Consider the following 20,795-nt stretch of genomic DNA (forward strand, 5'->3'; position numbering starts at 1 on the left):
CGCTGCGGGGCGCTACGGCGCCCTTCGAAGCGTGATGCGCGTCAGTTCCGAGGGTTGGCCAAGGCGGATGGCGAATCCAGGCCAGAGTGCGGTGCCGTTATTGACGTACAACTGCATACCGTCGACATCGTAAAGCCCCGATACAAATCCCCCGTTTGCCAGGGCCAACAGTCGGTGGAGACCAAAGATCATTCCACCATGGGTGTGCCCTGAAAGTTGTAACGCCACCCCTTGGGTCGCTGTTTCCCGCGCATTTCTTGGCTGATGGTCGAGCAGGATGATCGGTATGTCCTTTGCGATGCCGTTTATGGCTTTCTGGACGTCAGGGGCGGGGAAGCCTGTTTTCGGTGCCGTTACATCCGTCACGCCAGCCAGTGCAATCCGCGCACCATCATGCTCGATCAACGTGTGGCTGTTCGCGAGTGGCACCATGCCCAACGAGACAAAGTGCTGCATCCACGCTTCGTTATCGAAGAAGTATTCGTGGTTGCCGGGGATAACATAAACGCCGTCCGGCGCACGCAGATCGCGCAGGGCATCAATGTCCTGCTTGCGGTCACTGAGCGAGCCATCGATCAGATCACCAGTGATAACGATCAGGTCGACACCCAAGGCATTCGATTCCTTGACGACCGCTTGCGTCCATGGCGCATCAAACAGGCGACTGATGTGCATGTCAGTCAGCTGCAAGACCTTGTAGCCGTCGAATTGCGGGGGCAGGTTTTTGATCGCAATCTCGAGATCTTTCACCGGCGGCACACGCACTGCCTGCTGAACACCGATTGCCGCCAGCAATAAGGCGGCTATGCCAATGGCATACCGCAGCTTCGCGGGAATGATCAGCCATCGCCGCCGGATCAGCATCGTCAGCAAAGTGCCCAGGTCGACAATGATTTGCAGCACAGCCAATAACAGAATCGCGCCGAACGCCCAGTTGAAGAGCATGACAATGTCGCGTGGAAACTCTGGCGAAAACACGCTGCCGGACGAAAATCGGCAATACAGGTGATATTGCGAAGCAAGGATAAGTAACACGCCCACGGCAATTTTGGTTCGTGGCATCCATGGCATGGGCCACAGATAGCGCACGATGACGTAAAGGCAGGGCAGGCTGAACATGACATGGAACATCAACTCACTCCCTTGAAAATTAACGCTCGCTGTTCCGTCACTGGTGTTCCCCGCGATTGCCTGCGATGCATTTGCCCTGTCCTTCATCAAATAGTCAGGTGCAATCACGCCACATAAGCAGGAGACTCACAAGCGCAAAATCGGTGGTGTCCGCAAAGTATGCCGAGGCAGGCTTGCCAAACAGTGGATCATGCCAGCACAGCCTTACTTTCAGCCCTTCATGCATGGCTTCATGGTGATGTAATACGTCCAGAAGCCCCCACTGCGCCTGAGTCGACTCGAACCAACGGGTGCCGCCAGCGCCGACATCGATTTTCAATGGATACTTAACAATGCCAGCACCTTTGATTTCTGTAGAAACCTCTCCCGAGCTACCGGCGGAGGCTGATGTGGTAGTTATTGGCGGCGGCATCATCGGGGCGTTTACAGCGTATTACTTGGCGAAACGCGGCATGAAGGTCGCGCTGGTGGAAAAGGGGCGTATTGGCGCTGAACAATCGAGTCGTAACTGGGGCTGGTGTCGTCAGCAGAATCGCGATGCGCGCGAGCTGCCGATGGCAACCAAAAGCCTGGACTTGTGGGAGCAATTCGGCGCAGATACAGGCGAACAGACGGGATTCACGCGTTGCGGCCTGCTGTACCTGAGCAATGACGAAAAAGAGCTCGCTGGGTGGGCGAGTTGGGGCGAATTCGCCCGGACCGTCAATGTCGAGACCCACATGCTCAGCGCAGAGCAAGCCGCCGAACGCGGCAAGGCGACCGGAAAACACTGGAAAGGCGGGGTGTTTTCACCTTCCGACGGCATTGCGGACCCATCCCGAGCTGCCCCCGCAGTGGCGCGCGCAATCATGGCATTGGGCAGCACCGTGCATCAGGGCTGCGCGGTTCGAGGTGTCGAAACCGAAGGGGGCCGGTTGTCTGCGGTGGTGACTGAAAAAGGCACCATCCGCACCCGGATTGCTGTGCTTTCCGCTGGCGCATGGGCCTCGTCCTTTTGCCGGCAGTACGGGATTCGCTTCCCGCAGGCCAGCATTCGCCAGACCGTGCTTTCTGTCTCGCCTCCGGATGGAGAGATACCCAGCGCGCTGCACACGGCGGGTGTGTCGATGACGCGCCGCTTCGACGGCAGCTACACGCTGGCCATCAGCGGCCGTGGACGTGTCGACGTCACGCCTCAACTGCTCGGTTTTGCCACGCAGTTTCTGCCCATGTTTCAGCGCAGATGGCGCAACCTTGCGCCAGGTGGGCTGGAGGGCTTGCGCTCGGGTCATGAAAGCTGGAAACGCTGGCGGCTGGACCAACCGACGCCGATGGAGAAGATGCGAATTCTCGACCCGAAACCAGATGCTTCTGCGGTCGAGCTGACCTACAAGCGCGCGGTTGAACTTATCCCGCTATTGAAAGCGACCTCGATAAAGGCTGCCTGGGCGGGCTACGTAGACAGCCCGCCTGATGGCGTGCCCGGGATCGGCGAAATGGCCAGTCTGCCGGGCCTGGTACTGGCAGCGGGGTTTAGCGGACATGGCTTTGGCATCGGTCCAGGCGCCGGTCATCTGATCGCTGATATCGTCAGCGGCGCAAAGCCTATCGTCGACCCGCGCCCTTACCACCCGGACCGTTTTCAATCGTCCGCTTGGGGCAAGGTTGCTGATTTTTGAATACGAAGAGGGCGCGTATAGCAAAAGGCTTACACGCAGTGGAGTGGATCCACTCTGTACCGCGCCTCGAACAAGGCGCAATCTACACCCATCAACCGCAGCGCAGGAAGCGCTACGGAGGTCAAGGATGATCACCATTGCCAAGATGGCTACCGACAGGATGTTGGAATGGTATTGATAGAAAAACGACCCGCTTCGGCGGGTTTTTTTATGGCTGCGGTTTGACTGGAGCGCATGAACATGCGGCGTAAAAAACGCGTCCTGACTTACGTATGTGTTGTTCTTGCCAGCGTTATCGGAACCGCGAACGCGACCATGCGCTGTGGTACGGCGTTAATCAGTGAAGGTGACTCTATGGCGACGGTGCTGGACAGGTGCGGTCCGCCACCCAAAAAGAGCAGCGAAGGCCCGGCCAGACGGGCCAATGGCGTTCCGAGACTGAACGCTGCGACCATAACGGTATTCGTTTATGGTCCAGATGGCGGCTCCTATCAATACCTTCGGTTTATAGATGAAAAGCTTGTCGAGATTGACATGAAGCGTGAATGAATCAGAAAACTCGAAATATCTTGAAACATTAGCCGAGCGACGCGAGTCAATGGAGTATCTATCTTCAAGGTTTTCCGATGAAAACGCCCCGACCCACCGCACGGCTTCAACCCCTGACCAACCTGCGTAATCTGAAGATGGCCCGCTCTGCGCATGCCTTCGTTCGAGGCAATACGGCGCAGTTCTACGAGTGGCTCAATAGCCAGCCCGGAAGACGCTTGCCGAGCGGCCCGCCGGTGTGGATTTGTGGGGACTGCCATGCTGGCAATCTAGGGCCTACCGGCGATTTGAAAGGGCGAATCGACATCCACATACGCGATCTGGATCAATCCGTGGTCGGAAATCCGGCCCACGACCTGGTAAGGCTCGGGTTGTCCCTGGCAACCGCTGCTCGGGGCTCCGATCTGCCGGGCGTCACCACCGCGCGAATGCTGGAAGAGATGATGCAGGGTTATGAACAGGCGTTCATGGACAACGGCGACGAAGAGCCTGATCGACCTGCACATGTGAAAGCCGGGATGCGCAGCGCCGTGCAGCGCACATGGAAGCACCTGGCCACGGAACGTATTGAAGACATGCGACCCACCATCCCGCTGGGCAAGCATTTCTGGGCACTGTCCCGTGCGGAACGCGATGCGATCAAAGCGCTGTGCGCCACGCCGGATATCCACGCTTTGGTGACATCGCTCAAAGGACGATCACCCGATGACAGCGTGCAGTTACTCGACTCAGCCTATTGGGTAAAGGGCTGCAGTTCTCTGGGGCTGCTTCGCTATGCAGTATTAATGGGCGTTGGCGACGACGATGATCAGGAATTCTGCCTGCTGGATATCAAGGAAGCCGTCGCAGCCGCCGCCCCGCGAACGGCCAGAGCGCGCATGCCGAGAGACAATGGCCGGCGAGTAGTGGAGGGCGCAAGGCATCTTTCGCCTGGCCTGGGAAGCAGAATGGTTGCGGTGCAGATGCTCGATCATTCGTTCTTCATCCGTGAGCTGCTTCCTCAAGACATGAAGCTGGAGCTCGATGAACTCACCCAGCCGGAAGCCATGCAGGCAGCGGCGTATCTTGCAAAAGTGGTTGGCATCGCCCACGCCAGGCAGATGGATCTGGCGACGCGTACGGCGTGGATCCGCGATCTGCAAACCAACCGCTCCCGAACGCTGGATGCACCTTCCTGGCTGTGGTCGAGTGTTGTTCAACTGGTGGGCAACCATGAGCAAAGCTATCTGGAGCATTGCCGGCGCTACGCGCTGTAGCATTGTTTCCGACCGGCCGCTTGAAACGCATAGGTACGCGTCCTGAGCGGCCGACCGGGGTGATCTCTGTCTGCAAGCTGCCTGAAATCGCGTCATTTATTGTGACGCCGAATGGAAAAGTTCAGCGCCGCTGCCACCGATAGCCACGCCAGATACGGCAATAAAATCAGCCCTGTGACCACGTCCAGCTGCAATGCCATCACAACCATCACGGCCACGACGATCCAGAGCATAGCAAGAATGACCATCGCCGCGAGGATGCGATGCGCTCCGAAAAACACCGGCGTCCATAGCGTATTCAACGCAATCTGAGCAGCCCACAAGGCCAGCAAGGTCTCGCTGCCTGGCAACAGGGTCAAGCGATAGCCAGCCCAGGCGAGAAGCAGATAGATCGTCGTCCATGCGACCGGAAACGCCCAGTCAGGTGGAGTGAACGCTGGTTTTTTGAGCGCTTGATACCATGCGTTGGCTTGAAGATGATGCCGGTAGCTCCGGCGGCGCAGCATGCTAGCAGGTAGATTAGGAAGGTCATGGGGGGTCCTGGGTTAAGGCGGTCTGAAGCTGGAGATTAGTGGCTGCCAAAAGTTTTGACGCCTTTGCGATAGAAAGGTCCTTTTTTCTGGTTCAGCCCAGATAAAAAGGATTCCATTGATGGGCCACTGCAGATTTTTTGTGCACGTAAAGGCTCGCTCTGCGTAAGAGGCGCTAACGCGTAGCAGTAGAGTTGTTGGTTTTGCATACAGAACTATTTGATGTCGCATTATACTGAACCACGATAGTTCTCTGGTAAGCTTAGGGAGACGCTGATTTATTCTAAAACCCAGCTGTTGCCCCCAGATAAATCAAGGCCTCCAGAGCGTTGCAGGGACGAAAAATCGAATAAATCAGCGCCTCCCTAGAAACTCAAAAAACAGCAAGTTATGGAGCAATGCTTGAAAAGGATTTTTTGATGAGTTTTTTACCAAGGTTGCTTGCCGAGTATGCTCAAGCCCAAGGGAATCAAGGGGTTGAGGAGATTGAGGGGTGTTTTCCACTCAAAACGCGACTGGCGCAACAGCATCGTATGCTTGTAATGGGTTATGAGTACCGGTGACACTAGAGTCACAGTCACAAATAGATACAATTTAACATAATATACATTATGCGTACCTTTGAATTCCCATCCTGCGTCGTTCTGCAGATCAATTGATCGTGCGCGGCGTGCGGCTGCTGTCAGCAACCACAGTGAAGCTAGCGCCTTTCGAGGCTGGCGTTTGTGTACCTGAACTTGTGGGCGGATGGGAAGATGAAGAAGTTGGTCCAGCGGCGGCGGCTCGTCGCTCTGCACCGAGCCACTTCTCGCCACCGCCGCTGGACGAAGAGCCAAGACAGGCAACGGTACGTTGCTCACCACGGTAATGCAGTTCAGCCACGCAGCCACCATGCGGAAAAATGGCGTAGCCGGCCGCGAGCATGTCACGGCTGGTCTGAGAGAAAGTGCGGTCGCCTTTGGAAAGCTCAAAAACAAATATGGTGCCGCGAGATTGGCTAGGGAGACGCTGATTTATTCTAAAACCCAGCTGTTGCCCCCAGATAAATCAAGGCCTCCAGAGCGTTGCAGGGACGAAAAATCGAATAAATCAGCGCCTCCCTAGTGATACTTCCTTTAATGACAATCTCGTAACTTCCAAATGGATCAGACGTCACGCTAGGAAGTGGCACAACTTGCTTATCAGGTAAAATATTAGGAGCCACGTTAGGAGTTTTAGCAGAACCTTGAGGAACAGGGTTTTGAGCAACAGGAGCAGCGGTTTTAGGAGAACCAACAGATAACGGATTGCTGAAAGCGCCAGTCCCATTACGCCAGTAAATAGTGCCGAAAATAATAACCAATACTGCGAGAAGAATAACAACGCGAGGCGACGCGAGCGCGTTTTTGCCCGCCATGGTGTCGCGGTGTTGACCGGTTGCGGTTGAGTCATAGAGTGTGAAGACTCGTTTGTCAATTTTTCTGAGTGCAACAATGTTTGATCCATCTGTAGGCGCCCTATTCTCTTGTGCTGAATGCATTGCCTCTTTGTAGTCTTTGGCTACGAGGAACTTTAACCACTTGCCGAGCAACATCAGGTTTGAATGCTGATATGCAGCCTCGGATGTTTGACGGATATCGGTGTGTACATACTTGATATTGGGAGTGGTAAGAATAATGTCCCAGTTCCAGTGCCTGTGACGTGTCCAGGCATCGAGGAAATTCATCGGACGGTCGGCTGCCTTGGCAGCGTCCATACCTTCGGGAAAATCGAAACGCTCGACGTATTTGTCCGTCCACTTCTGAGGAAAAAGAGTCTGGGCCTCGTCGAAGATCATAAAGGCGTTTCTAGGCACCCAATGGAACCAAGTTCTAATTCGGTCCATACCTTCTTGGGACTCGTGATCGATATATAGAAGATCAAAAGTATCAGGAAGATCAGGAAACAAGCTGTTGAACTTTTCACTCGACATACCCCGAATATTAGTGATGATCAATCGACCAGCTTTTGCAGCGGGAACAGCATCGTCCCAGACAGCACCGGAAGTTTTGTAGGAACCATTAGGGAGCCGCTGATTTATTCGATTTTTCGTCCCTGCAACGCTCTGGAGGCCTTGATTTATCAGGGGGCAACAGCTGTGCTTTAGAATAAATCAGCGTCTCCTTAGGGAAGGTCTGAAAAAGCCTTTTCTTCAAAAGTCGAAGCCAGTAAATACAGGCGCTCCAGCCCGGTTCCTCTCCAAAAAAATGGGCTTTTTCAGAGGATACTTAGAGGGTGTAGACAAAATCATGTAGTGAGTCGGCGCGCGAGTATTCGAGCCTCGGCCAACCAAACCCATGCCTCGCTTACCGCAAAAAGGCGATCATGATGCATGATCAGTCGCCGAGCTCTCTCATTCCAGGCATGAGTTCGCTCCACTACCCATCGCTTGGGCATGACCACAAATCCAGTCTGAACAGGCTCCACGGAAAATAGATCGCCTTGTTCAGAGTGCCATTGCCCTGTTCTTCTGTTATTCGGGCCACGGATCACTTGAACATCGATAGCGTGCAGTTGATGGGTGCGCTGTGCCCATTTTCCTGCGTACGCACTATCAACAAAAAGCGTGCTCAGTGACGGATATTTTTCCTTCGAGTACGCCACCGCATCATCCGCCGCGTCACGATCCTGCACGCTTGCAGCACTGATACTGACAGCCAGCAGCAGGCCCAATGTATCGACAATCAGACTTCGTTTACGCCCCTTCACTTTTTTGCCTGCGTCGTAGCCGCTGTCACCGCCTTGAGGAGAACTGCGGGTCGACTGTGAATCCAGGATCGCTGCTGACGGGCTGTCAGCGCGTTCTTCCCGCTCACGCCATTGAGCTCGCAAGCGATCATGCATTTGCTCGAACTTGCCTTGAGCGCTCCACCGGCGGAACGTTTTGTAGACATTGTCCCAATGAGGAAAATCGCGGGGTAGCATTCGCCATGAGCACCCCGTGCGTACGACATAGCAACAGGCTTCCAGCAACGTGCGCCGAGAGTGAAGCGGTGGCACTCCTCGTCCGCCCTGGCTTTCAAACAGGTCGGCGACCAGTGCCCACTCGGTATCTGTCAAGCAACTCGGATATAGCTGCTCCGGTAGTTGGCGGCGGTGGGTTTCATTGTAGCCATAGGCTTTATTAGGTTCAGGTGACTGAAAACTTCCCTTGGCCCGCTGCTTTACACGCGTAATCCCTGCCATTTTCAACGCTTTTGCAAAGGTGTCGGGATGCGCAGTGATACCGGTTTCGGCGAAGAATACGAGCGCCAATTCGGCCTGGCTGGAATAGGGCTGTGCATGAGCGAGTTTCACCAGCACGGGATAGTGCTCGGCGGCAATCGAGCGAGGACGTCCGGTTTTAGGCATGGCTTGAGGGCTATTCAGACAAGGGAGTGAAAGTTTAATTTATTTTGTCTACACCCTCTAAGGAGGCGCTGATTTATTCGATTTTTCGTCCCTGCAACGCTCTGGAGGCCTTGATTTATCTGGGGGCAACAGCTGGGTTTTAGAATAAATCAGCGTCTCCCTAGGGAGACGCTGAACAATTAACCCGTTCGCACCGTCCCCATTTCCAAGCCGGTTTTTTTCAACCTGCCGGCCTTATTTTACGTTTCTCGAGCAGATTTCTGCCCTCATTTTGCTGAAAGGCGGGCCAGTCCCGCCTTTCAGACGGATTTATCCTGCCGTCTGTTGTAAATACCGCTTGGCCAGCATCAGATTGGCCAACCCAAACAAACTGAACAACTGCGCTGTATTCTTTTCCAGCCCACGGTAGCGAACCTTGCGATGATTGAAGCGCACCTTGATTACCTGGAAGGGGTGCTCGACCTTGGCACGCAGTTGCGCCTTGGCATATTCAATTTTGCGCTTGACCCGATACAGCACGCTGCCTTCGCCGTGCTGCTTGTAACTGCTTGGCCGTTCTGCAATCGACCAGATAACGTCCCGTTCAGCATGCTCCGGTCGCTTGGCCGCACCGGTGTATCCAGCGTCACCCGAAACATAGGTTTCGTCACCGTGAAGCAACTGGCCAACCTGGGTGACATCCGCCACGTTAGCGGCCGTCCCTACTACGCTGTGCACCAGCCCCGACGTGGCGTCTACACCAATGTGGGCCTTCATCCCAAAGTGCCATTGATTGCCTTTCCTGGCCTGATGCATCTCAGGATCACGCTTGCCTTCTCGGTTCTTGACCGAGGGCGGCGCGGCGATCAGAGTAGCGTCGACGATAGTGCCTTCCTTGAGCAGCAGCCCCCGGCTGGCCAGATGCTGGTTAATCGTTTCAAACAGCAGCCGGGTTAGCTGATGGACTTCCAGCAAGCGGCGAAAACGCAGCAAGGTGGTGGCATCCGGTGCAGACTCGCGACCCAGGTCGATACCCATAAAACCGCGGATGGCCTGGCTGTCGTAGACGGCATCTTCGCAACCTTCATCGGAGAAACCGAAACACTGCTGCACGACGTACATGCGCAACATGCGCGACACCCCTATCGCAGGGCGTCCGCGCTTGCCTGCGGTGTTGCTATAAAACGGCGCCACTTGCGCCTCCAGCAGGGCCCAGGGCACCAACTGTTCAAGGTCAGCCAGGAAGCGATCTCGGCGAGTCTGCTTTTTCTTGCCGGTATATTCGAGTTCGGAGAAGGTCTTCTGCACGCGCGTAACGCTCACGGAGAGGGAGGCTGTTGAAGGAACTTAGTGTGCCAAGGGTGGGGACAGTTGGCTATTTTTGCAGCGCCTCCCTAGTGTGATGTTTTCGAAATAAGTTACTTATTGCCTGCGGTTTCAAGTGCTTCACGCGCCCGTTGAATTTTGTTCAGAATCTCCTCTCCCTTTGCGTTCCAAACGTATCGGGTCGGCTGAGCATTACGTAACGCCATGAACGCTGTAATGGAGCTCTCCAGCTCGCGAACCGAGGCAAAACTGCCGTCGCGAAGATACACCGTGATGTCTCGAAAGAAGCGTTCAACCATGTTCATCCAAGAGCTGGAGGTCGGCGTGAAATGAATATGAAAACGCGGATGCTTCGCCAGCCAGGCCTTCACTGCGGCATGCTTGTGGGTCGCGTAGTTATCGACGATCAGATGAAGCTGGAGGTGTTTGGGCGTTTCTTTATTGATCTTCTTGAGAAAGGCCAACCACTCTTGATGCCGGTGCTGACGCTCGATGCTGCTGATCAATTTTCCTTGGAGGTAATCCAGTGCGGCGAATAACGTGACCGTGCCATGACGGGTGTAATCATGGGATTTAGTCTGGATATGACCGATGCCCAAAGGCAAACCCGGCTGTGTTCGCTCCAACGCCTGAACCTGGCTTTTCTCATCACAGCACAACACTAAAGCCTTATCCGGTGGGGCCAGATAAAGCCCGATCACATCCCAGAATTTCTCCTCAAACTGCGGATCGTTGGACAACTTGAATGTGCGCGTCAGGTGGGGCTTTAAATCATTGGCAGCCCACAGCTTATGGACGGTGGTCGAGGAAATACCCGCCGCCTTTGCCATGCTCCGACAGCTCCAGCGTGGTTCTCCGATGCGAGGACGGGTGACCTGTTCCAGGACACGGCGAACTGTCTCGGCAGGCAAAGATGACTTGCGTCCACGCCCAGGTTCGTCGACCAGTCCGTCCAGTCGACGAGCCTGGAAACGCTGGCACCAGAGCGTGATCGTTGGGCAGGAAAAGCCCGTCAAACGTGCAATGTTGTCTCGGGTTTCACCTTCGGCAGCCAGCAGGATTATGCGTGCTCGACGACCCTCTCGCTGAGGTATGGTGGCAGAGCGAACGCGTCGTTTGAGTTCGATCGTTTCTTCAAGGCTAAGCGTGATGTCCAGAGCGCTCACGATAAGCTCTCCACGGCTGGGATGACATCTGAAGTGTAGCCGAAAATAACGAAAAGATATTTCGCGAACAGCACACTAGAATAGCCCTGAGCTCCAGATGGACCGCAAAATAGACGACTTCTTTAAGGAGGCGCTGATTTATTCGATTTTTCGTCCCTGCAACGCTCTGGAGGCCTTGATTTATCTGGGGGCAACAGCTGGGTTTTAGAATAAATCAGCGTCTCCTTAAGGCGATTAAAAACAGGGTGATTCGCCAGGTCCTCAGATAAATAATTGACATGAATGGAAAGGCATTTGTCCATGGTAAAAGCGATCAGCGACTCACGCATTTCCACTGGCAACTGCCCTTTCTTTTGCAGTATCAGAGCGCTGTCGCGCAACACGCAACTGTCATTAAGTCTGGATTCTGCCTCCATTACTTCAGCCAGCCAATGCCCTTTGATACGGTCCTGTAGTTTTTTTGTGGGCATGATCACTAATGCATTACCGCTTAAGGAGGCGCTGATTTATTCGATTTTTCGTCCCTGCAACGCTCTGGAGGCCTTGATTTATCTGGGGGCAACAGCTGGGTTTTAGAATAAATCAGCGTCTCCTTAATCGTGCGGTCATTAACCCTTGCGCTATCAGTACGTACTGCTCACTCAGATAGTAGGTGGTCCATAACCTGGAGTTACCCAGAATGGACAAATTATGTACCGCGCGGAGCTGCAGGCTTTCGGCGATTCGGTTACAGGTGTACCCCAGTCTTGCCCATGTGTAGCTCTGGATAAAGCTATAAATAAACACTTTACGTGCATCAGAGTCACCATCACTGCTATTCAATGCAATGGAAATATTAAAATATTCGCGCAATGAATCGGTAAAACGATGCATGTTGTGTTGATTTAGCGACACGCCGTCTTCAAAAATAAAATGCGGCAACTCCTTACGGCACCGAACCAGTCCTGCGTGCAATTTTTCAATGATCAGTCCCTGTACCTGTTCGGCACTTATCAGTCGGCGTAGCGCTGGAACGCGGTAAAGTAGTCGAGTCTGCCATGTCACGGGGCGCGGTTTTTTTATGGGTTGATCCAGAGCGATCATTGGATTGTGCAAAAAATCAATCAGTGAGGGATCTACGTTTTCATAAATCATGGAAAGAGTACCTGATAGTCCAGACACTATTTTCTCGCTGTTTACAGCTGATTTCTACCATTGGCCGCACAGCGGCGATACCCCTCATGAGAAAACCCAACTCATGAGTTGCGCTCATAAAACCATGTTGACAATAGCGTATTGTTGATGAAATCCCGATCCAATAAAGTGAGTCAGTATTGAAGTTGCTGCCTTACCGGCTTTCATCAAGGAATTGCTCATGAACAACCTCACTCAAGTCACCGTTGTCATCGGCGCCGGAGCCATAGGCCAAGCCATTGCCCGCAGGGTCAGCGCGGGCAAACACGTACTGCTCGCCGACCTGCGTCAGGATAATGCCGAGGCTGCGGCCAGTGTATTGCGGGACGCTGGCTTCAACGTCACAACCAGCGTCGTCGACGTGTCTTCGCGTGATTCGGTCGATGCGCTGGTGATTACGGCGACGGCACTGGGATCCGTGAGTGCAGTGATCCATGCCGCCGGGGTCTCACCTTCCCAGGCCCCGATTGCCACGATTCTCCGTGTCGACCTGTATGGCACGGCGCTGGTGCTGGATGCGTTCGGCGAGGTGATAACCGAGGGCGGGAGCGCCATTGTCATCGCCTCGCAATCGGGTCATCGCTTGCCGGCACTGAGTCCTGAGCAAAACAAGGCGCTGGCCTCCACACCGGTCGAGGCGTTACTCGCGTTGCCCATGCTTCAGGAAGCGCAGATTGCCGATCCGCTGCACGCCTATCAGTTGTCCAAACGCGGCAACTCGCTGCGCGTCATGGCCGAGGCCGTGCGCTGGGGCAAGCGCGGTGCGCGGGTCAATACCATCAGCCCCGGCATCATCTTCACACCGCTGGCCAAGGATGAGTTGAGCGGCCCGCGTGGTGAGGGCTACCGGCGAATGATCGAGCTTAGCCCGGCCGGACGCGGCGGCAGCCCCGATGAAGTCGGGGCGCTGGCAGCATTGTTGATGGGCCCGGAAGGCACGTTCATCACCGGCAGCGATTTCCTGATGGATGGCGGCGTAACGGCCTCTTACTGGTAAGGAGAACTGGCCCCGCAGTAGGCGCTATTCACCGCCAACCGTTGCGCCGTAGTCACTGTCCGAGACGTGCTCCATCCACTCGACCACTTTGCCCTCCAGCACTTCAGCGATGGCGATGTGGGTCATGGCGGTGGTTAAGGTCGCGCCGTGCCAGTGTTTGACGTTGGGTGGAATCCATACGGTGTCGCCCGGCTTGATCGAGCGGATCGGCTGCCCGACTTCCTGCACTAGGCCCGCGCCTGCGGTGACGATCAGCGTCTGGCCCAGCGGATGCGTGTGCCAGGCCGTGCGTGCGCCGGGCTCGAAGGTCACGGTGGCGCCGCTGACTCTGGCGTCTTCCGAGCCTTTGAATGGCGCGTCGACACGCACGGTACCGGTTAAGTAATCGGCCGGGCCGCTGGCCGAGGGCTGTGAGCCGCTGGTAGTGATGACAAGCATGAGTTTCCTCGAAGTGGTAGTGAACACCGGGTCAATCTACCCACGACGCACTACAACGACTATCCGCTATAATTCGAAAATACTTATCGACTGGGCTCATCAATGCTTCGGGAAACGCCACTGACTTGCTCGCCTTTCTGGCAGTTGCCAAGGAACGCAGCTTCACCAAGGCCGCGGCTCGACTGGGCGTGTCTCAATCCGCATTGAGCCATACGGTTCGCAGCCTTGAAGCCCGGCTGGGCCTGCGGTTGCTGACGCGCACCACGCGCAGCGTATCGCCCACGGAGGCCGGCGAACGACTGATCCAGAAGGTTGGCCCACACTTCGATGAAATCGAAATCGAGCTGGCCGGTCTGAGCGACCTGCGTGACACACCGACCGGCAAGATCCGCATCAACGCCATGGACCACGTGCTGGATGTCATCATCCGCCCGGTGCTGAATACGTTCCTGCCCAAGTACCCGGACATCAGCGTCGAAGTGTGCTGCGACTACAGTTTCGTCGACATCGCGGCCGAAGGCTTCGATGCCGGGGTGCGCCTGGGTGAAGCGGTGGCCGACGGCATGATCGCCACCCGCATCGGCCCGGACATGCGCCTCTCTGTGGTCGGCTCTCCCGCCTACTTCGAGGGGCGCAACAGGCCCGAAACGCCCCGAGACCTGACCTCCCATCGGTGCAACAACCTGCGTTTGCCCACCAATGGCGGGCTGTACACATGGGAATTCACCAAAGACGGCGAGACGCTGAACGTTCGTGTCACCGGCCAGGTCACGTTCAACGGTGTCTACCCCTTGCTGGACGCCGCGCTCGACGGTTTCGGGCTGAGTTACATCCCTCACGATCTGGTCGCGGCGCATATCGACACCGGGCGCCTGATTCATGTGCTGGAAGACTGGTCACCGACCTTTGCCGGCTTCCATCTCTATTACCCAAGCAGGCGACAGGCCTCGCCCGCGTTTGCGCTGTTGCTGGAGGCGTTGCGTTACCGCGCGGGTTAGCGTTATTCGAGATGAGTGTGCGGAGCTTCTGCCAAGGGCAGCTTCATGACCACTTCGAAACCGTCGACCAGGTTATTGAACAACAGCGTGCCATTGCAGCTCACGACAATAGCTTCAACGATTGCCAGTCCGAGTCCGCTTCCACCTGCGTGGCCCTTATGCCAGAAGCGCTTGGTCAGATCGGCCATCTCCGTAGCCGAAACACCATACCCATGGTCTCGGACGCGGAAGCTGGCCATGTCCTTGTCTCGCGTGATCGTCAGCTCGACATGAGTGTCCGGTCGTGTGTGGCGCAGCGCATTGTCCAGGAGATTGCGCAGTGCAGCTGTCGCGAGGACGGCCGGTACGCCGAGCGGTGATGAAGCCACCTGATCACCGATGACCATGATGACTGACTCATGCTGCGCCGAATCGGCCAGTGCCTGTCTTGCCACATCGCTCGGCAAGGTAGACATTCCGTCCTCGAACGACAATCGCCCTTCTACTCTGGCCAGCAACAACAGTTGTTCCAGTATGCGCTGCAGGCGATCGGCACCCTCTTCAGCCTTGCGCATCGCGTTCTTCGCGACTGCGCCGTCGGTGAGTTGAGCCACCTGAATGTGCGTCTTGATGGCTGTCAGCGGGCTGCGCAGTTCGTGAGCCGCGTCGCCGGTGAGCCTGCGCTCGCGTTCGATCGCTTGAGCGATGCGTGCCAGCAGGCTGTTCTGGCAGTCGACGAGCAGTTGGAGCTCGGCGGGCAGTTTGCCGATGCCGAGCGGATCCAGACAGTCGGCGTTGCGTCGAACCAGTGCTTCCTTGATCCGCAGCAGCGGCTCGAGGCCTTTACCAACGCCGATCCAGAGCAATACCAGGCTGCCGATCAGGGAAACCAGCACCGGTATGGCGGCCGCAAACAGGATCGAGTGTTTGAGTGTTCTCCGTTGATCGACCCGGTCGGCGGTACTGATCCGTACCCCGTCCACTTCAAGCGTGAATGTTCTCCATTCGACGCCATCGACGACTTGATTGTGATAACCCTCCCCCAGCCTGCCGAATGTCTGCCCCGGCGCATTGTGGCTTTGAACGAATATTTCTCCCCTGATTGAAGTCACTTGGCAGGCCATACCGGTCGACAGTGCGGATTTGGCAGCCTCGGACCGCTCGACATTCAACAAATCAAATTTTCGAATGGCGTCGGGAGATGAAGGGATAAGGCTGATGACCAGTCGGGCAGAAGCAGCCAGCCGCTCGTCAAACGACTGGCTGATATTGCGCTGCAGGTCAGACAGCATCCAGGCAGCCGCCAGCGTCCATAACACGATAAAACTCGCGCCCAATATCAGGGTCAGTCGGGATCTAAGGCTCATCGGATTCATCTGTCGCAGCGGAGCCTATTCGATAACCCAGCCCGCGAACCGTTTGCACGATATTGTTGCCCAGTTTGCGGCGCAGGTTGTGAATGTGCACATTCAGCGCATTGCTTTCCACATCGTCCGCAAAGCCATAGACCGTATCCTTCAACTGGTCAGCACTGACAATGCGTCCCTTGCTGTCCAGCAACGCTTTGAGCAAAGACTGCTCTCTCCGGGACAGATCGATGGGCTCGCCAGCAAGGAAGGTTTCGCGGGTCGTGGGGTCGATACCAAGGCTGCCATGCTGGATGAGGTTGGTACTCCTGCCTAAAAACCTGCGGTGCAGGGTGTGCAGCCTGGCCGCAAGTTCTCTGAGGTCGAAGGGTTTGAGCAAATAGTCATCGCCTCCTGCCTGTAACCCGGCAACCCGGTCAGCGATGGAGTCACGGGCCGTGAGGATAAGCACCGGCAGATGGAATGAGCGTTCGCGCAAAAGACGAAGCAGCGTCAAACCATCCTTGTCGGGCAATCCGAGGTCGAGAATCATGACTTCGAAGCGGGCGGCAAGCAGCATGGCTTCGGCGCCGGCGGCGTTCATGACATGTTCGACATTGAAACCCTAGGGAGGCGCTGATTTATTCGATTTTTCGTCCCTGCAACGCTCTGGAGGCCTTGATTTATCTGGGGGCAACAGCTGGGTTTTAGAATAAATCAGCGTCTCCCTAGGCGCCCAGTCCGGCGATTACGCCTTCGGCGATGAGTTTGTCATCTTCAACCAATAACACGTGCATGCCTGTGTCCCGCAAATATAAAAAGGGTAAGCCTTGTTGATTAAGGGAACATTAAGCATCACCGAAATAGCCAGAATCAATGTTCAGCACGCAACTTGATACTGCCATGACGCACCGGCTCAGAAGATTATTGGCAGACACTTAATACTCTCTTAATTCCAGGTCGACATGATGGGCGGGCTTTTCCGATCATCGTTCAACTCTTCTTGTGAGGTACTCATGAAATCCCTGTCCGTTATCAGTCTGCTTGTCGTACTGTCTGGGTGTGCTGCGGTTATTCCAAAACCGGACCAGGCCTCAAGTGTTGTCTATCTGTCTGCCGCCCCCAAAAATACGCTGCTTGCCGAAAGCATCGATGGTAGCACAGTCAATGACGGCCGCTATTTTACAGTGACTCCGGGCCATCACCTGCTCGAAGTGCTGGTTCTGACCGACAGCGATACAGACTCGACCACCCAAGACTTTGTCGACCTCGACGTGGCTGACTTCCAGTCTGACAGGAGCTACCGACTGGTGCTCACGCATAACACTATCAATCGTGACCTGAAGTTGCTGGATGAAGACGGCACGGTCATTAGAGAAATAAGCATTTAACGTCGAGCACCACAGTATCTGAACGATCACCGAGCCTTGTTCAGCTCACTTTTTATCATCCCGCCTGGAATAACCCACATGCACACTACGAAAGAAGATTACATATCTCTGGTCGCGCGCTTTCTGCTCAGCCTGCTGTTTTTGTACAGCGGTCTCGGCAAACTTATGGCGCCCGAGGCAACCTTGAATTATATCGACAGCGCTGGCATTCCTTTCGCTGTAGTCGCTTACATCGGCGCAGTGTTCGTGGAGTTAGGGAGACGCTGATTTATTCTAAAACCCAGCTGTTGCCCCCAGATAAATCAAGGCCTCCAGAGCGTTGCAGGGACGAAAAATCGAATAAATCAGCGCCTCCTTAGGCCTGGCCGCAGCGCTGGTGATCGGTTTTCGAACAACGCTTGCGGCGGCCATGATGGCTGTCTTCACGTTGATTACCGCGCTGGTTTTTCACCAGCATTTTGCGGAAAAATCGCAACTGACCAGTTTCCTGAAAAACATCGCGATCTGTGGTGGATTACTCCAGGTCATCGTGAGCGGCCCGGGCGCTCTCAGCCTTGATGAGACGTTCAAAAGAACCACCGAACGGCGTCGGGCGACAACACGAAATGGCGCGTGATGGTCAGCCTGACAGCGTTGCGCTGTCAGGCCCCTGTCTGTTCGAAAAACGTACCGCTATTCACTGTCCGTGAGCGTGCCAGTCAGACGGGAAACACTGGCTCCCCCAAGTTCAGCATCAGCCGGTTGGCCCAGGCAAAGATCGAGATGGCATGAATCAGGTCCAGAACCTGCACATCATCCAGCCCGTGCTGGCGCAGTGCCTGAATGTTTCCGGCATCGAGCGCAGCGGGTTCCAGGGTCAGGTCGATGGCAAACTGCACAATGGCTTTTTCGCGTGCCGTAGTGCCCGCCGTTGCCGGGTCGGCAAACACTTGGGCGATCACGTCATTGCGTTTGACCAGTTGTTCGAAACGTTGCGCGTGCACCGAAGCGCAATACACACAGCGGTTGATGCGTGACACCACGGTGCTCGCCAGCTCCCGCTCGGCGCGGGACAGGCCGCCCGGTGCGTACATGATGGCGTTGAAGGCCTGCGAGCGCTGGCGGAGGATGTCCGGGTGGTGCGCCAGCGTCAGGTAATAATCCGAGGTCTTGGCCTGCGGGTGGCTCTCTTCGAGCACGGCCAGTTGTTCGGCGCTGGCGTCATCGAGTTTCACGGTCGGCAGCCAGGCCTTCCAGCCCAGCACCTGATTGGTGAACCCTTCGATCTGGATAAGCTCGCTCATTGGGCTGCTCCGGCAGATTGCATGGCCGTCAGCCCGGCGGCCAGACGCACCTGATAGGACAGAAACGCGATCAATTGCGCCAACACCACGATTTCAGCGGTGCTCAACCCCTGAAGTTGCAGCGCCTGCAACGCACTTTGATCGCCATGCACTGGAGACTCGATCAAGGTGTGGGCAAACTTCAACATTGCCGCCAGGCGCGGGTCGTCCAGCCTGTCGATCTCGCCAGTGTCGACGTAAGTCACTGCCACGGCTTCAACGCCGGAGGCTTGCAATTGCGTCAGGTAATGCGCACTCAGGGTTGGTTGGCCACTCAGCCGCGTGGCGTAATAGGCAACCCACAGGCGTTCGCTCAACGAGAGGTTATCGTCCAGCGCGGGATCGAAAAACAGCTGCTGGCTGCCTTGGGTTGCCGATGCAACCTTTTCCCGTGCATGGCGCACGGTGTGCAACGGGCTGCCTGGCTCGATGCCCAGCAGCTCATCAAGCAGGTCCGGCGTCGTCTGATGTTCAGCAGTCGGTGTCATGAAATATCCTGCAAAGCTGTAGTGGCGTTCGCGCGGTCGGGGTTAGCAACGTTGCGCGAAGGGGGAAGATCAAGGCTGTTCGGTGACCATGGTCGCTGCCGTGCGGTCGCTGACCAGCGGCTCGACTTTCAGGCCTTTGCGCGCAGCCCAGATGTTCTGGTAATGGAACAGCGGAATGATGCCGACGTCGTCGCTGACCACTTTTACCGAGTCCTGAAGGATCTTGCGGCGTTTGGCTTCATCGAATTCAGCCGTCGAATCGGCCAGCGCCTTGTCCACCAGCGGGTTACTGTAGTGGCCCCAGTTGGATGCGCCCTGCCCTTTGCTGCTGTCGACCGTGGTCAGAATGTTGGTCAGGGCGTAAGCCGCTTCTCCCGTGCCATTACCCCAGGCGATCACGCTGATCGCCAGTTCATTCTTGTTCGCCTTGCCGGCGTAAACGGCCCATGGCAACACTTCCAACTGCACTTTGACGCCGATTCGTATCCAGAACTGCGCGACGGCCTGCATGACTTCGGGCGCTTGCGGGTAACGGTCACCCGGTACGTGTACGGTCAGTTGGAAGCCTTCGGGAAAACCTGCCTGTGCCAGCAGATCCTTGGCCTGTTTGACGTCATACGGGATGTTTTTGATGTCCGGGTTGTAACCGAAGGTGTTGGCCGGCATCCACTGATTGGCCTCAGTGACCGTGCCCTGCATGATCCGCTCGTCAATGGCCGGACGGTTGATCGCCAGAGACAGCGCCTTGCGCACTCTTACATCCAGCAGCGGGTTCTCGGCCAATGGCTTGCCCACGTTGTCACGGATGAACTCGTTCGGGCCAACGCGGAAGCTCGGCTGAATGATCAGCGCCCGCAAGCCCTGATAGGCGAAGACGTTGACGCCAGGCGTTTTGCGCAAGCGCTCGACGTCGGTTGGCGACACCTTGTCGATTACGTCCACATCACCCGCCAGCAAAGCCGCTGTGCGATTGGCTGCGTTGGCGATGAAGCGGAAATCGACCTTGTCCCAGGTTGGCTTCGCGCCCCAGTAACTGTCGTTACGGGCAAAGATCGTGCGGTCGCCCGGCACATAGGACACAAAGCGATAAGGTCCGGTGCCGATCATGGCTTTACCCGAATTGTAATCGGCGCTGCTGGCGGTGGCGCCCGCGTGGCGGCTGACGATGTAGATCGAGTCCACGTCTGGCAGCAGGTTGGCGTTGGGCTGGCGGGTTTTGATGATCAGCGTGTGATCATCCTTGGCGTTGACAGCTTCGACGGTGCGCATGGCGCCGGCGTAAGACGCGACGCTGCCGGGCACGCTGCGCGCGCGCTCGAAGGAGAACACCAGATCGTCGGCGGTCAGCGGCGTGCCGTCCTGCCATTTCACGTCATCACGCAGGGCAAATTCCCAGGTGGTGTCGTCGATGACTTTCCATCTTTTCGCGAGGCCTGGAAGGGTCTTGTCGTCGCGGCGGCTGACCAGCGATTCAAAGGCGTGCAGCGCCACCGAGCGGTCGCCGGCGTAGTTGTTCAGTTGCGGATCGAGCGACGAGACCGGGTCGGCATAACCGATGCGCAGGTCTTGCGCCGAAACACTGCCGGCGGCCAGCACGAGGGCCGAGGCCAGCAACGAGCGAACGAGTGGTTTCATGGGTGATTCCTTGTACGCAATGGCGATAATTGGCGAACTTTGGGCGATCGTTCAGCTTTGGTCG

General features: G+C 56.1%; 21 protein-coding genes and 2 pseudogenes. 9 read left to right on the forward strand and 14 right to left on the reverse strand.

The features are described 5' to 3' along the window. Positions 1–12: 12 nt before the first annotated feature. Positions 13–1,131, reverse strand: a complete 1,119-nt coding sequence (locus tag BLT55_RS08220) for a metallophosphoesterase (protein ID WP_054998602.1) — start codon at positions 1,129–1,131, stop codon at positions 13–15. 332 nt (positions 1,132–1,463) lie between these two features. On the opposite strand from BLT55_RS08220, the gene BLT55_RS08230 reads away from it, so the two are divergent. The 3 genes from BLT55_RS08230 (at position 1,464) to BLT55_RS08245 (ending at position 4,594) form a co-directional block, all read left to right on the forward strand. Then, positions 1,464–2,789, forward strand: a complete 1,326-nt coding sequence (locus BLT55_RS08230; protein ID WP_054998601.1) for an NAD(P)/FAD-dependent oxidoreductase — start codon at positions 1,464–1,466, stop codon at positions 2,787–2,789. Between the two features lie 240 nt (positions 2,790–3,029). Continuing rightward, the gene (locus BLT55_RS08235) at positions 3,030–3,338 is read left to right on the forward strand and encodes a DUF2845 domain-containing protein (RefSeq protein WP_007249591.1); all 309 of its coding nucleotides are present in this window, start codon (positions 3,030–3,032) and stop codon (positions 3,336–3,338) included. Positions 3,339–3,415: 77 nt separating this feature from the next. Beyond that, on the forward strand, positions 3,416–4,594 hold the full coding sequence (locus tag BLT55_RS08245; RefSeq protein ID WP_007249590.1) for a DUF2252 domain-containing protein: 1,179 nt from the start codon (positions 3,416–3,418) through the stop codon (positions 4,592–4,594). Positions 4,595–4,686: 92 nt separating this feature from the next. Here the strand turns inward: BLT55_RS08245 and tspO are convergent. Then, positions 4,687–5,126: pseudogene (gene tspO, locus BLT55_RS08250) on the reverse strand (tryptophan-rich sensory protein TspO). Between the two features lie 396 nt (positions 5,127–5,522). Between tspO and BLT55_RS33430 the strand changes: the two are divergent. After that, positions 5,523–5,687 carry a hypothetical protein gene (locus BLT55_RS33430; RefSeq protein WP_156357492.1) on the forward strand — a complete coding sequence of 55 codons (165 nt, stop codon included), beginning with the start codon at positions 5,523–5,525 and terminating at the stop codon, positions 5,685–5,687. Between the two features lie 455 nt (positions 5,688–6,142). Here BLT55_RS33430 and BLT55_RS08260 read toward each other — a convergent pair whose 3' ends face one another. The 6 genes from BLT55_RS08260 to BLT55_RS08280 all read right to left on the reverse strand — a co-directional run bounded on the left by BLT55_RS08260 (position 6,143) and on the right by BLT55_RS08280 (position 12,098). After that, entirely contained in the window at positions 6,143–7,252 is a 1,110-nt protein-coding gene (locus tag BLT55_RS08260; protein WP_181133751.1) for a zonular occludens toxin domain-containing protein, read from the reverse strand. Positions 7,253–7,389: 137 nt separating this feature from the next. Beyond that, positions 7,390–8,493 carry an IS5-like element ISPsy19 family transposase gene (locus BLT55_RS08265; protein WP_004663854.1) on the reverse strand — a complete coding sequence of 368 codons (1,104 nt, stop codon included), beginning with the start codon at positions 8,491–8,493 and terminating at the stop codon, positions 7,390–7,392. 309 nt (positions 8,494–8,802) lie between these two features. Next, on the reverse strand, positions 8,803–9,780 hold the full coding sequence (locus tag BLT55_RS08270; RefSeq protein WP_007247761.1) for an IS5 family transposase: 978 nt from the start codon (positions 9,778–9,780) through the stop codon (positions 8,803–8,805). 110 nt (positions 9,781–9,890) lie between these two features. Beyond that, positions 9,891–10,964, reverse strand: a complete 1,074-nt coding sequence (locus tag BLT55_RS08275) for an IS630 family transposase (RefSeq protein ID WP_004663932.1) — start codon at positions 10,962–10,964, stop codon at positions 9,891–9,893. 122 nt (positions 10,965–11,086) lie between these two features. Further along, positions 11,087–11,434: a hypothetical protein gene (locus BLT55_RS33910; RefSeq protein WP_054998647.1), complete on the reverse strand. Its 348-nt coding sequence runs from the start codon at positions 11,432–11,434 to the stop codon at positions 11,087–11,089. Between the two features lie 112 nt (positions 11,435–11,546). After that, entirely contained in the window at positions 11,547–12,098 is a 552-nt protein-coding gene (locus tag BLT55_RS08280) for a hypothetical protein (protein WP_054998648.1), read from the reverse strand. A 220-nt stretch (positions 12,099–12,318) separates the two neighbouring features. Between BLT55_RS08280 and BLT55_RS08285 the strand changes: the two genes are divergently transcribed. Next, a complete protein-coding gene (locus BLT55_RS08285; protein WP_054998649.1) occupies positions 12,319–13,134 on the forward strand; it encodes an SDR family oxidoreductase in 816 nt (271 codons plus the stop codon). Between the two features lie 24 nt (positions 13,135–13,158). Here the strand turns inward: BLT55_RS08285 and BLT55_RS08290 are convergent, their stop codons facing one another. Beyond that, positions 13,159–13,572, reverse strand: coding sequence for a (R)-mandelonitrile lyase (locus BLT55_RS08290; protein WP_054998650.1), 414 nt, complete (start codon positions 13,570–13,572; stop codon positions 13,159–13,161). A gap of 125 nt (positions 13,573–13,697) precedes the next feature. Here BLT55_RS08290 and BLT55_RS08295 point away from each other — a divergent pair, with 125 nt between their 5' ends. Beyond that, complete coding sequence (locus tag BLT55_RS08295) at positions 13,698–14,570, forward strand: LysR family transcriptional regulator (protein WP_235810132.1); 873 nt, start codon at positions 13,698–13,700, stop codon at positions 14,568–14,570. A gap of 2 nt (positions 14,571–14,572) precedes the next feature. On the opposite strand, the gene BLT55_RS08300 is transcribed toward BLT55_RS08295, so the two are convergent. Together BLT55_RS08300 and BLT55_RS08305 are read right to left on the reverse strand one after the other, a co-directional pair. Continuing rightward, positions 14,573–15,916, reverse strand: a complete 1,344-nt coding sequence (locus tag BLT55_RS08300; protein ID WP_054998652.1) for an ATP-binding protein — start codon at positions 15,914–15,916, stop codon at positions 14,573–14,575. Continuing rightward, a pseudogene (locus BLT55_RS08305) lies at positions 15,906–16,520 on the reverse strand (winged helix-turn-helix domain-containing protein); the annotation flags it as partial. The gene BLT55_RS08300 and the pseudogene BLT55_RS08305, both read right to left, overlap by 11 nt. A 391-nt stretch (positions 16,521–16,911) precedes the next feature. Between BLT55_RS08305 and BLT55_RS08310 the strand changes: the two are divergent. From BLT55_RS08310 to BLT55_RS08320, 3 genes are all read left to right on the forward strand, one after another. After that, positions 16,912–17,286: a PA0061/PA0062 family lipoprotein gene (locus BLT55_RS08310; protein WP_054998653.1), complete on the forward strand. Its 375-nt coding sequence runs from the start codon at positions 16,912–16,914 to the stop codon at positions 17,284–17,286. A 78-nt stretch (positions 17,287–17,364) separates the two neighbouring features. Beyond that, positions 17,365–17,553 carry a DoxX family membrane protein gene (locus tag BLT55_RS08315; RefSeq protein WP_082438090.1) on the forward strand — a complete coding sequence of 63 codons (189 nt, stop codon included), beginning with the start codon at positions 17,365–17,367 and terminating at the stop codon, positions 17,551–17,553. A 109-nt stretch (positions 17,554–17,662) separates the two neighbouring features. Further along, positions 17,663–17,902: a DoxX family protein gene (locus BLT55_RS08320; RefSeq protein WP_235810133.1), complete on the forward strand. Its 240-nt coding sequence runs from the start codon at positions 17,663–17,665 to the stop codon at positions 17,900–17,902. 82 nt (positions 17,903–17,984) lie between these two features. On the opposite strand, the gene BLT55_RS08325 is transcribed toward BLT55_RS08320, so the two are convergent. The 3 genes from BLT55_RS08325 to BLT55_RS08335 all read right to left on the reverse strand — a co-directional run bounded on the left by BLT55_RS08325 (position 17,985) and on the right by BLT55_RS08335 (position 20,731). Continuing rightward, complete coding sequence (locus BLT55_RS08325; RefSeq protein ID WP_054998654.1) at positions 17,985–18,569, reverse strand: peroxidase-related enzyme; 585 nt, start codon at positions 18,567–18,569, stop codon at positions 17,985–17,987. Then, on the reverse strand, positions 18,566–19,096 hold the full coding sequence (locus BLT55_RS08330; RefSeq protein ID WP_054998655.1) for a CMD domain protein: 531 nt from the start codon (positions 19,094–19,096) through the stop codon (positions 18,566–18,568). Before BLT55_RS08330 ends, BLT55_RS08325 begins: the two co-directional genes overlap by 4 nt. A gap of 69 nt (positions 19,097–19,165) precedes the next feature. Next, on the reverse strand, positions 19,166–20,731 hold the full coding sequence (locus BLT55_RS08335) for an ABC transporter substrate-binding protein (protein WP_074800276.1): 1,566 nt from the start codon (positions 20,729–20,731) through the stop codon (positions 19,166–19,168). Positions 20,732–20,795: the final 64 nt, after the last annotated feature.

Origin of the sequence: Pseudomonas cannabina, assembly GCF_900100365.1 — a bacterium.
Taxonomy (GTDB): Bacteria; Pseudomonadota; Gammaproteobacteria; order Pseudomonadales; family Pseudomonadaceae; genus Aquipseudomonas; species Aquipseudomonas cannabina.